The sequence below is a fragment of the Lactiplantibacillus sp. DA1 genome (genome assembly GCF_032681335.1).
In the GTDB taxonomy this organism is placed as follows: Bacteria; Bacillota; Bacilli; order Lactobacillales; family Lactobacillaceae; genus Lactiplantibacillus.
Genome location: NZ_JAWHTQ010000013.1, coordinates 1 through 11,368, shown reverse-complemented (window position 1 = coordinate 11,368; position 11,368 = coordinate 1). Strand labels below are relative to the sequence as shown.

Genomic DNA, 11,368 nt, shown 5'->3' with positions numbered 1-11,368 from the left:
CTAAGAAGCGCCATTAAGTATCGCGATATTCCCCGTTTAAGACAAGTTCTGAATCCTAGTAATCAATTTTCAGAGGAAATTGAGAAACATTTTGTCAGACTAAGGGATAGCCAAGCATCGATTGAGAACGCCCTTAAATACCAATACTCAAATGGGCCTTTGGAAGGGACAAATAATAAAAACAAGGTCTTAAAACACACCGCCTATGGTTTTGGCAACTTCAATAACTTCAGATTACGGATACATTTAATGTTTGAATTGAAAAAAGGTGCTTAGCCGTTGCGCGGCTAAGCACCTATAAAAATATTACCAACAACCGTTGACAGAGAACCTAATTAACTAGCACAATACGTTAGTTGAAGGCCAATTTCTAAGCCAAATTTGATTCAGATTTTACTTTTTTAATTACTCGTTAGAAAATTTAAAATCAATATTAAACAAAGTTCTATTTTAACGAATTAAATACTGAACTACAGTTCTCAGTAACCGTATTATCTATCTTGTTTTTTTCTCATGGGTTGAAACGGGAGCCCATTTTCTAACAGGCTCTGTTTAAAAAAAAGATTAACTGCTGTTGACAAATCAAGTCCCATATCTTTATATAACTCTTTTAGTTCTTCCTTCTCACTTTTTTTGATTCTCATAGCAAACATCGTTTTTTCTTCTTCAATTTTAGTCATAACTATAGCCTCTCATCCTTACTAACATTACAAAATCATTAATATGTTTGACAAAGACTTACAAAAGTACGGAAAATAAAAACATTATAAATTCAATTAATTCGCAAAATGGTTACGTGCTAGTTTCATTAAATCTGAAACCAATCGAACCTTTAACAAAAATAATCCACCAAAGTAGACCGCAGATACGATTAAACTTACAACAATCATGTCTAGAAAATGCACATCAGCAAACACGGGTAGATTCAATGATATAAGTAATGCAAGTCCAAACGCAAATATCATTTTTAATTGTCCAGAAAACAGCATGTTATACGGAAGATGTTTATGCACTGTAATAACTCTTGACACACAAACAAAAAGTTCCGTTATAATGATGGTTGCTGTTCCCCCGTCAGCTTTGAATAGCGTGACTAGAATTATGTTTAACACAACACTAAACACAGCACCAATATAATATGGAAGTGCATACTGCTTGTATAGTCCCTTAGCTAAGGTATACTGGTTTGCTAAAACACCTCCATATGAAATAAACACAACAATCGGGCTCACAAAGTACATATTATCGATCATTGCAGCAAATTCATTACCAAAAAACCATGGGACAAAATCATTTGCATTCGCCATCAATAGTAACGTAAAATACAAACTAATCATTAGCGTATAATCCAGTGATATCTTCAAAACTTTATTTAACAAAACTTCATTATTTTGCCTTACAAATTGTGCCATCTTAGGCATTAATACAGTACTGACAGATGTTATTACCGCCACCACGATTCGTGCGGTTTTTTGTGACTGATCATAATATGACAATTGCAACGGTCCTGCTATCATTCCAACTAACGTACTATCAAAACTAGCGTATAATTGCACAGCAATTTGTGGAGATACTAAAAGCAAAGATTCCCTTAAATACATCAAATTAAAATTACGAACCAATATTTTCAGATTTAATTTCCATTTTTTAACTAAAGTAACCCAAAATACACCATTTGCAAATACAATTCGAGTACTGTTGAGAAGTACATATAACCATAAATCTGACGAAGATTTTACAAATGTGAAAATAAAAATTAAAGACCCAGCCTGGACTATGGTATTTCGCAATACGACTTTTTTCACTTCACCGATTCCAGTAAAAAACCAGGAAACATCTAATACATATCCCAATAAAATCGGTGCTTCCAGTAAAAAATAAAATTTGTATGGTAAAAATAGAAATACAACCATTAAATATATTATGATTATCAAAATCCCAGATAAAAGCTGAATCAACCATAGCCGTGAAAAATTGTCCATTATCGTCTCACGACTAGACTGAGCAATTACCCTCGATCCTAATTGTAACATTCCCATGGTCACTATAATTCCTAGAAAAACACCTATTGAAGAAACATATGAATTAATACCTAATAATGTAGCACCCAATACTCGTGCAACATATGGTACCGTTACAATAGGGATAGCAATAATTAACAGTTGGTAAAGACCGTTATAGAAAATGTTTGAAATAGTTTTATTAATTAGTCTCGCCTCCATGTATCCATACTCAACAAGCTTTTAATGAAGGAGCTAACTAATCAGTCATGCATCGAGACTCTATCTCAGTAACTACCTGTCGATCTTTTTCTAAATTAAACTTCCTAGCAAATAGGCAGCCACTTCTATACATTTGATCTAAATCCTTCATAGTTAGATCTTGAGGCCCAATATCTGACCAATGTATAAACCGTTGGTTAGCCGTTAACGAATCTGAAAATTGCCGTTCATAAATATAGTTCTTAAAACTTGAATTAACTAATATCGTTTGAATAAAAATTTCATCACAACACTTTGTATATCTGAAAGTTTCATTAATCATTTTTTCATTAGCAACTATTAATTTCGCAAAATTATCCGTTATACTAAACCAATTCGATCCCATCTGAAACTCAATATTTGTATTACTAATTCTATTAATTCGAAGCAGCTCTTGTAAACGCAAACTTACCTCTTGAAAATGCGCTAATATCCCTGCTTTTTTCTTTAAATGTTCTTGAAATAAATAAAAGTACTTAACTCGTCTTTTCTTAATTTCGCTAATTTTTGACTTTTGAAATTGAACAAATTCCATTCCCTGATTCAGGTCAAAGAAATTGTGAATTTTATCCTGATTAACAAGCGGTAAATCTGCCCCCGAAAGCAAATGGTAATAATCATAATGTTGCTGTTTCGTTGCCGCTTTCAACAATATGATTTCACTCTTTATTTGTGAATACCCTCCCCATTTGACTCGTGTTCGGGAAGTAAAATATAACTTTGATCTGCCCACGCTCTCTTCAATTTTTTGATATGGAACATGATCTGCTTTGCCATCAATGTGAATAAATATATCATTTCGCACATCATCAATCAGGGTAAGTAGTTTACATAACAATTCAAACTGATGATGGGCAATGATTAGATACGCATGTTTTGACATTTTGTAATCCCCCCTCGCATTATTATTGAGTATTCTTTGTAATAAGATTCACCGCAATATCCGTTGCTTTTCCACATTCATAATTACCAACATAGCTATTCAAATCTCTTGTTTTCTCTGACAATTCATCTAACGAATTTTCCTCAAGTATTTTGCATATTTCAATTGCAGTAGTCGCATGTGTAATCGGTAATTCATTAATGTTTAAATATGTTCCACGTTCCTGTATATAATCTAGATAATCATAGGTAAATAATATGATGGGTTTCTCCATTAACGCATAATCAAAAAAGATGGAAGAATAGTCCGTGATTAGTAGATCCGCTACACAAAGCAAATCTTCAGTTTGGCAATCGTTAGTTACATCTTGAACTTTTCCACCGTATTTACTGAAGATAAATTTACTATCTATCTTTTTAGAGACATTTGGATGAAAATGTGTTAAGATTACGCACTTACGTTTGAATTTTTTTAAGAACATCTCACATAATAGGTTTGGATTTAACTGTTCAATCTGTGTGAATCCATTCTTACTATCATTTTTTTCATAAACTGAGTTTCGAAATGTAGGTGCATACAGTACAACAAAACAATTTTCATCAATATTCAACTGTTTTCTAATACTAGTAACTAGTTCAGCCTTATCTGAAAAAAACACGTCATTTCTCGGAATCCCCGACCGAACATAACGACTGCTCGAAACTCTTAATGCAGTTTGATAAACATTTTCAGAATATTCATTTCCAACAAGCAAATACGTAATACTCTGATTGTCCACCCGACTATAATTCAAGTAATGTTTTGGTAACTTATGCCTAGCATCAAATTCAATCTTCTTGAGGGGAGTACCATGCCAAGTTTGTAAATATAACTGTTTTTTCCTTATACGATATACAATTTGTTTTTGACAGTTATCAATCAGGTATTTTGAAGTCCATAATAAATAAATTGATTTGATTGTATTGATTTTTACGGGAATTACATATGGAGGAAATATATCAGTCTGCATTTCTATATCACAAATCCAATATATCTTCGCATTTGGATCAACTTCGTGAAGGTATTCTGAAATGTTTTTTGGGCTATCAGTATACTTTCCGTAATAACTTGAGAATAAATACTGTTTTCGAATAGGAAATAATTTGAAAAACAATGGCATTACGTTACGAAGAAGTAATTTTTTTATTTTTAAAAGATTTTTCAACTTAGCTCCAACCTTCTAAAAATCAATCTCACCATCCTAAATTTTGATAATATATAAAGTCCACCCGGCATAAGCATGATTAACATTACAAGTCCACGGTATCTTAACGATAAATTTGAATCATGTTTTACGTTATTACCATATAATCTAATAATTTTCTGACATTTTCGATAATTACCTTTATCTCGATTATTTGACTCAATCAAAGCCATCTGCATTCTAATTGCTTCATAAACATATCTTTCTCGAACTAAGGGAATTAATTCAGGATGAAAATATGACATATAGTGTAATATTTGGTCATGAATTTCAAATGAATCAAATTTTTTAGCATTAAAGTTGCTCTTCATAATACTTGTTGAACGCATAAAATAATGATATTTGGGACAACTCGATACAACAATTCCATTTCTAGCCTGATCAATAACCTTATACGTTGTTGCCTTATCTTCCATTAGCTTACCATAAGGGTATCGAATGTTATTAAACAAACTAATTCTGTATAGCTTGTTACAAGCAGAATAGCCAATATTGTTATTAGTAAAAAGTTCTTGCAATGCTTTCGTTCGTTTAAAATGACGCCACTCATAACTATCTTTTTCTGTACTATCATACATATTCGAGCATACTTCTTTTTTCATATGAAAAACTGAAATATCTGACTTTGTATTCTCTAAAACATCTACCATTGAACCAATATAATCGTGATCAATCCAGTCATCACCATCAATAAAAGCTATATAATCACCTGTTGCAATATCAAGCCCAGCATTTCGAGCACTCGAGAGACCGCCATTTTGCTTGTTAATAACAGTTACCCGATTATCCAATTTACAGTATCTCTCACATATCAATTGTGAACGATCACTGGAACCATCATTAACTAAAATTATTTCAAGATTTTTATAGCTCTGTTGCCTAATACTTTGAATACAATTCTCAATATAACTTTCTACATTATATACAGGAACCACAATTGAAACTCTATTAGTCATACCATACCTCCAAACCAGTCTGTTAACTCGAATATTAGTGCGTGAATAGATGCAAAACTAAACGATGCATACTCGTTAAAAGTAACAATGTTTGCAATAAACATAAAAAAGCATCCGATGAAAACACAGAATAAAACTATAGATACAATGTCGGAGGAAATATTTTTCCTAGATAAAAAATCAGAATATTGAGGCACTGAGATCATCAAGAACCCAAATAATAAACGCATATAGACCGGCATTCTTATCGAAAATGATACACATGTTATAATTCCTAGTAAAAATGAGAATAAGTTCCATTCCGTTTTTTTCGCAATATAGTTTCTGTAAATCACAAGTGTAGTTATAACAGAAACAACTGCATTCATTGCTTTAGTTATTTGCATGAATAAGCTCTGATTTATATACGCGACATACTCGGCATTACCATCGTTAACCGTTGCATACTGGGTACCTTTACTGATTATTTCTATAATAATATTTCTGCTATATGGAATAAAAAAGATGGCAATTCCAACAACTATTAACAATAGGAAATTAAAGAAATTTTTATTTCTATAGATATTCAGAGCGATTCGTAACATTATAATAACTGCTACTGCAATATGAAAACTTAATCCCAGAAGGTAGAGAACAATCGTACCAAAATTTATTTTCTTCTGTACCAAGTCTCGATAAATAGCAACCATAATCAAAGAACACGCTAAAACATTTCTGACATTACTATACGCAGCTGCAAACGGAAAAATAAACATAATTATCAAAATGAGATATATTCGTATCGACTTAGATGTGGAGTTTCTTGAAAACGAATCCGCAGCAATGTACAGTAAGCATGTTCCAGTGACAAATCCAACAATTGCAGGCAATAATTGTAAATTATTCAATATCGCAACTAATTTAAATAATAAAAAAGCGCCTAAAAAAATACCTTGCGATTGAAGTAAGTCTGAAATACGGGGGGGAGCTACTTGGTATTGCTGTATAATAGCAAAATACCTTGTCAGATCAATCTCATGAGATGGTAAAAAATAGTACCCATACAGTCCTAATAATACTGCAAATGCCATAGAGTATATTAAACGGTATTTGTTACTGAAAATAATTCCTGAGAATCCAATAATAGCCGCTCCAAATGGGTAAAAAAACAATGCAATTACAGTTACAATCAGTGATAACACCGTTTAACCTCCATTTACATAGGAACATTTTCGCAATTTCCGATAAATTAGCATCAAGAACCTTTTCGGTATTAGCCTACTTCCACCCCTGGTCAAAATATTGAATAGGAATTGGGGTTTATTGATAAAATTAAGCTTGAGAAGCAAATACTGAAAAAAAGCTTCCTTTTTAAAATAAGAAAAACCTCCTCGCTTATACACAAAATATTTATCAACATGAGCACATACTAAAACATCATTCAAGTTGCCTACCCGATATTTATTTTGTATTACTCTAACCCATAAATAATAATCTTCAAATAAGGAGACATTCTGATATCCTCCCACACTCTCAATAACTGATTTCCGAAACGTTACAGACATATGGTTAAATGGATTTCTTTTACGAGCCTTATTTCTAATACAATTCAATGATCTAGGCACAGATTTAATCACAGGTGGATCATTTCTTTTGTTATCAAATTCATATATTTGAGTTCCTAGTACCGCAAGATCTGGTGTAGAACTATAGTAACTGATAGTTTTTTCCATTCGCTCTGCAAAGTTAATATCATCTGAATCAAATCGAGCTACTAATTCAGTTGGACATTCCTTAAGTCCAATATTAAGAGATCGTCCTAGCCCATAGTTTTCCCTATTAGTAATTTCAATAAATTCAATATTGAAAGTTTGAAATCGTCTTCGCTGATTTTTAATTATTTCATTCAATTCTTTCCCTAGCGCACCATCTTTAACAAGTACAAAATAAGTTGGTCTACACGTTTGCATAAGAATCGACTCTAAAGCTTTTTCAAAAAGCTCTGGCTCCTCTCTACTGTATACAGACATTAGTCCGGTATACAATGTTGATGTAAGCTTGGGAATTTGTCGATATTTTGATTGCATCCCCTTCATCGCGCACCCTCTCCAGTAAATATAATTTTAACGGTCCCCAATAACATTTTAATATCGAACCAAACCGAAAAATGTTCAATATAGTAATTATCCAGCTTACATTTCTCATCTGGCGTAATATCGTAGCCACCATTAATTTGTGCATACCCTGTAATACCAGGAATAATTCGTAACCGTTTAGGGAAATCTGAAAATTGACGACTAAACTCCTCGGTTAGTACTGGTCGTTCTGGTCGCGGTCCCACCAAACTCATATCACCTTTTAACACATTCCAAAATTGCGGTAATTCGTCTACCCGAGTTTTTCGCATAAACCGACCAATGGGCGTAATTCGCGGATCATTCTTTTGGGCCCAAACCGCACCCGTTCGCGCTTCAGCATCCTGATACATAGACCGCAGCTTAATTACATTAAAGCTTTTCCCCATTAGGCCAACCCGTTCTTGCTTATAAAATGCCGGTCCTTTAGAAGTCAGCTTTACAAGAATGGCAAACACTAGAACAATTGGCGAACTCAAAACCGTCCCAATTAACCCGACAGTAAGGTCAAAAATCCGTTTTACAAATAGTTTCCAGCCCGTAACTGGCTTTCCAATCATAGTTGGAAAGTGATAATCCATTTGTGGTTGTACATGACCAACTTTAACTGTTTCATTAATTTCGACTTGCTTCACGTTGTTGCGCCCCTTCCCAATATTTGCTCAAGCCCGCTTCTAACGACCACTTCGTCGTGTATCCCAACTTAATTAACTTACCGATGTTGGCCACCGAACGTTTTACTTCCCCTTTACGCCCTGGCGCCATCTTGACCTGCAATGAGGTCCCCGCAACTTTTTCATACGTTTCGATAATGGTATTTAAGCTGGCTTCATTACCATTGGCAATATTAAAGACTTCATGCTCCGTATCACTCTTAGTTATCAACCATAATGCTTGGATAACATCTTCAACATACACAAAATCTCGTGTCTGACTTCCATCTCCGTACAAGGTAAATGGCTTCTTGTTATTGAGACAATCGGTCAAGATCGACAGCACCCCTGAATATGGCGAACTGGGATTTTGACCAGGGCCATAAACATTGAAGAAACGCACACAGACAGTTGGTAAATCATAAAGTTCACCATATGCTAGTACAAAACGTTCCGTAGCATACTTATCAATCGCATATGGTGATAGTGGATCGACTCGTGAGTCTTCTTTCTTAGGCAATTCTGGAAGATTACCATAAACCGCTGCCGAAGACGTAAATAGGAACTGTTTAATTGGTAAATTAGTCTTCCGAATATATTCCAACATATTGAATACTGCAGTTTGATTCACTGAATGGGTTTCAGCTGGACGTTCAATCGAATCGGCCACACTAGCAACAGCTGCTAAAAAGTAAATATAATCAGGCTGTTCTTCCTGTAGCAATTGTTGCATGAATTTTTCGTTGCGGACATCTTCAACATAAATAGTGACTTCATCCTGATGCTTAATATTATGTAAGTCCCCCATGGACAAGTTATCAACTACGACAACGTCCAAACCTTCTGATACCAAGTGATCCACAAGGTGGGAACCAATAAATCCCGCTCCTCCAGTTACTAATGCTTTCATTTAACTCGCTCCTTCTTTTAAAACAACCAGTGCTTTCGCTGTTTTCGTGGCATCTCAATTCCGCCAATATCAATCTGTTCACCATTCAACAAATCCCGAGCGTTGGTTGCAAAACGTTCAGGATATTCCGAATTCATCTCATTTAATACGTCATAAGCCTTGGTCATAGCAAAGCCACGGTTCTTCAACGTGTGCGCGTCCGATGCAACGACTTGAACTAACCCACACTTGACAAATTCTTTAGCCGTTCGCTGGACCTGTTCCCCAAAAGTGCCAACGAGACTGGTGGCCGTAACCTGTGCCAGAACCCCCTGCTCAACTAGCTTGTATAACCGTTGTGGCTCCGCAATAATTTGAGCATTGCGCTCAGGATGTGCAATAACTGGTGTGATGCCTTCGCATGACAATTGAAAAATCATTTCATCAAGATAACTTGGAACCATTTCATGAGGTAGTTCTAATAGTAAATAATTTCTACCAGTATCTATGCCTAACAAATCATCAATATTGTTCATCAATTGACCATTTAGATGCACTTCCTGACCAGAAAAAACAGTTAGAGGAATCTGATTGGCATCTAGTTCTGTCTGAAACGCATTAACAGCTGCTTCAACATCGCTAGCATGATTAAGATAGTGACGATCCATATGATGTGGTGTCGCTAAAATATAACGAATTCCATCAGCAACCGCCTGCCGTGCCAATTCTAACGACGCCTCTAACGAAGGCGAGCCATCATCAATGGCCGGTAAAATATGGCAATGTAAGTCAACTAAATTATTTATCTTCATTACTGTAGTACCCATAACCATTGTTATAGCCGTAATAACCATGGTGCGAACCATCACGAACATCATTCAAAACCGTACCCAGAATGTTAGCTTGCGATTTCTTTAATGAATTAACAGCATCACGAACCGCTGCCTTTTGGGCTACACCTTGGCGAACAACTAAGACCGTGCCATCAACTTTATTAGCGAGCAATTGTGAGTCAGTCACCGGCAAAATTGGTGGTGCATCAACGATTACCAAATCTAATTTACGCGTTGCCGAAGTCAAAAATTCGGTCATTTTATTACTACCCAATAGTTCAGCCGGATTAGGTGGCTTAGGACCACTCGTCATCACAAATAGATTGCCAATGACGGGATGAATTGCATCATTCACATCATCCATTTGGTTGGCTAACCATGAACTTAATCCCTTATGGTTTTTAAGGCCAAATGTCTTATGAATTGTTGGCCGACGTAAATCGGCATCAACTAATAGGACTTGCATCCCTTCTTTAGCATATTCAACAGCTAAATTCCCGCTCACCGTTGATTTTCCTTCTCCAAGTGTTGCCGAAGTAATCATTAGAGTTCGAAGCTTGTGGTCCGTAGCTGCAAAGTTAATGTTCGTTCGAATCGTTTTAATTTGTTCCGTAATCACTGACATTGGCTCGTTAATCGTTGTGAGATTAATTGGGGCCGTGGTCGTTATATTTTGTTCCTTACGTTTAAACATCTAGCACCCTCCTAAACTCGTTTCATCGCTTGTGACGATGTTCGATCGTTATGCGTATGATAGCCACCATTGAGATTTGAAGCTTGCTTCTTCATTGAATAGTGATGTTGATGGTTAACTAAGCCTAAACTCGTCAAGCCCAACTCATCGGTCAAAAAGTCCACATCATGCACTCGGCGATCCGTTAACATTCGAATCGCAGCATAAGTGAAGCCTAATAGTAAGCCCGCGACTAATCCTATTAACATGTTTAGTGGTTTCTTTGGTGAAATTGCACTATTAGGTGCCTCTGCCGGTGCAACAATCGTTACATTGTTAACCTTAATAATTTTCTGAACTTGGTTCTTAAAACTACGCGCAATTTGATTTGCAATCGTTGCACTAGCTTTTGCACTAGCATCAGTCACTGCAATCGAGAAAACTTGTGAGTTGGTCGTACTTGTGACACTAACCTCACTCTTCAAGGTACCAAGTGAACGTTCAATACCATAGTGCTTGCTTAATTGTTCCTTAGCAGGCTTCAAAACCACTTGCCCAGCAATCAATTCTTTATACGTGGTAATCATCTGAACATCGGCCTGTTGACCAGCATACTCGGTTGCAGCATTGGTATTCTTGCGATTAACCAAAATCTGCACACTTGATTGATACTTAGGTGTGATTACAAAGAACGTCAGCCCCGCGGCAACCAATAATCCGGCGACCGTAAAACTGACGATTGCACGCCAGTACTTACGGACAAGCCGGATAAAAAAGTCAAAACTTACTGCTTGATCCATCATTCACTCTCCAAAATTAACTAGACTAAAATAACATTTTATGTAACGTCACTAAAATAAAAA

13 protein-coding genes are annotated in these 11,368 nt (G+C 35.5%); 1 reads left to right on the top strand and 12 read right to left on the bottom strand.

Going from position 1 to position 11,368, the window contains the following annotated elements; translation table 11 throughout:
• Positions 1-276, top strand: a 276-nt coding sequence (locus RXV91_RS15250) for a transposase (RefSeq protein WP_316440544.1), incomplete at its 5' end; no start/stop codon positions are given.
• 215 nt (positions 277-491) lie between these two features.
• Here the strand turns inward: RXV91_RS15250 and RXV91_RS15245 are convergent.
• The 12 genes from RXV91_RS15245 to RXV91_RS15190 all read right to left on the bottom strand — a co-directional run bounded on the left by RXV91_RS15245 (position 492) and on the right by RXV91_RS15190 (position 11,308).
• Positions 492-680 (bottom strand): type II toxin-antitoxin system RelB/DinJ family antitoxin, encoded by a 189-nt coding sequence (locus tag RXV91_RS15245; RefSeq protein ID WP_316440543.1) that lies wholly within the window; start codon positions 678-680, stop codon positions 492-494.
• Between the two features lie 96 nt (positions 681-776).
• Positions 777-2,222: an oligosaccharide flippase family protein gene (locus RXV91_RS15240; RefSeq protein WP_316440542.1), complete on the bottom strand. Its 1,446-nt coding sequence runs from the start codon at positions 2,220-2,222 to the stop codon at positions 777-779.
• A gap of 37 nt (positions 2,223-2,259) precedes the next feature.
• Positions 2,260-3,144, bottom strand: a complete 885-nt coding sequence (locus RXV91_RS15235; RefSeq protein ID WP_316440541.1) for a beta-1,6-N-acetylglucosaminyltransferase — start codon at positions 3,142-3,144, stop codon at positions 2,260-2,262.
• A 22-nt stretch (positions 3,145-3,166) separates the two neighbouring features.
• On the bottom strand, positions 3,167-4,348 hold the full coding sequence (locus RXV91_RS15230; protein ID WP_316440540.1) for a CDP-glycerol glycerophosphotransferase family protein: 1,182 nt from the start codon (positions 4,346-4,348) through the stop codon (positions 3,167-3,169).
• Positions 4,345-5,343: a glycosyltransferase family 2 protein gene (locus RXV91_RS15225; RefSeq protein WP_316440539.1), complete on the bottom strand. Its 999-nt coding sequence runs from the start codon at positions 5,341-5,343 to the stop codon at positions 4,345-4,347. The genes RXV91_RS15230 and RXV91_RS15225 overlap by 4 nt, the downstream gene beginning before the upstream one ends.
• Positions 5,340-6,524 carry an EpsG family protein gene (locus RXV91_RS15220; RefSeq protein ID WP_316440538.1) on the bottom strand — a complete coding sequence of 395 codons (1,185 nt, stop codon included), beginning with the start codon at positions 6,522-6,524 and terminating at the stop codon, positions 5,340-5,342. The genes RXV91_RS15225 and RXV91_RS15220 overlap by 4 nt, the downstream gene beginning before the upstream one ends.
• Before the next feature lie 3 nt (positions 6,525-6,527).
• Entirely contained in the window at positions 6,528-7,418 is an 891-nt protein-coding gene (locus RXV91_RS15215; protein ID WP_120783746.1) for a glycosyltransferase, read from the bottom strand.
• On the bottom strand, positions 7,415-8,092 hold the full coding sequence (locus RXV91_RS15210; protein WP_316440537.1) for a sugar transferase: 678 nt from the start codon (positions 8,090-8,092) through the stop codon (positions 7,415-7,417). The genes RXV91_RS15215 and RXV91_RS15210 overlap by 4 nt, the downstream gene beginning before the upstream one ends.
• Positions 8,073-9,020, bottom strand: coding sequence for a GDP-mannose 4,6-dehydratase (locus RXV91_RS15205; RefSeq protein ID WP_063488254.1), 948 nt, complete (start codon positions 9,018-9,020; stop codon positions 8,073-8,075). Before RXV91_RS15205 ends, RXV91_RS15210 begins: the two co-directional genes overlap by 20 nt.
• A gap of 17 nt (positions 9,021-9,037) precedes the next feature.
• Positions 9,038-9,811 (bottom strand): CpsB/CapC family capsule biosynthesis tyrosine phosphatase, encoded by a 774-nt coding sequence (locus RXV91_RS15200; RefSeq protein WP_316440536.1) that lies wholly within the window; start codon positions 9,809-9,811, stop codon positions 9,038-9,040.
• Positions 9,798-10,526, bottom strand: a complete 729-nt coding sequence (locus RXV91_RS15195) for a CpsD/CapB family tyrosine-protein kinase (RefSeq protein ID WP_316440535.1) — start codon at positions 10,524-10,526, stop codon at positions 9,798-9,800. Before RXV91_RS15195 ends, RXV91_RS15200 begins: the two co-directional genes overlap by 14 nt.
• 11 nt (positions 10,527-10,537) lie before the next feature.
• Positions 10,538-11,308: a Wzz/FepE/Etk N-terminal domain-containing protein gene (locus RXV91_RS15190; protein WP_316440534.1), complete on the bottom strand. Its 771-nt coding sequence runs from the start codon at positions 11,306-11,308 to the stop codon at positions 10,538-10,540.
• Positions 11,309-11,368: the final 60 nt, after the last annotated feature.

Excerpts from the sequence above, each read along its gene's own strand:
- RXV91_RS15225 (WP_316440539.1), bottom strand. The coding sequence starts at position 5,343 with ATGACTAATAGAGTTTCAATTGTGGTTCCTGTATATAATGTAGAAAGT.
- RXV91_RS15200 (WP_316440536.1), bottom strand. The coding sequence starts at position 9,811 with ATGAAGATAAATAATTTAGTTGACTTACATTGCCATATTTTACCGGCC.
- RXV91_RS15190 (WP_316440534.1), bottom strand. The coding sequence starts at position 11,308 with ATGATGGATCAAGCAGTAAGTTTTGACTTTTTTATCCGGCTTGTCCGT.
- RXV91_RS15245 (WP_316440543.1), bottom strand. The coding sequence starts at position 680 with ATGACTAAAATTGAAGAAGAAAAAACGATGTTTGCTATGAGAATCAAA.
- RXV91_RS15215 (WP_120783746.1), bottom strand. The coding sequence starts at position 7,418 with ATGAAGGGGATGCAATCAAAATATCGACAAATTCCCAAGCTTACATCA.
- RXV91_RS15235 (WP_316440541.1), bottom strand. The coding sequence starts at position 3,144 with ATGTCAAAACATGCGTATCTAATCATTGCCCATCATCAGTTTGAATTG.
- RXV91_RS15205 (WP_063488254.1), bottom strand. The coding sequence starts at position 9,020 with ATGAAAGCATTAGTAACTGGAGGAGCGGGATTTATTGGTTCCCACCTT.
- RXV91_RS15240 (WP_316440542.1), bottom strand. The coding sequence starts at position 2,222 with ATGGAGGCGAGACTAATTAATAAAACTATTTCAAACATTTTCTATAAC.
- RXV91_RS15195 (WP_316440535.1), bottom strand. The coding sequence starts at position 10,526 with ATGTTTAAACGTAAGGAACAAAATATAACGACCACGGCCCCAATTAAT.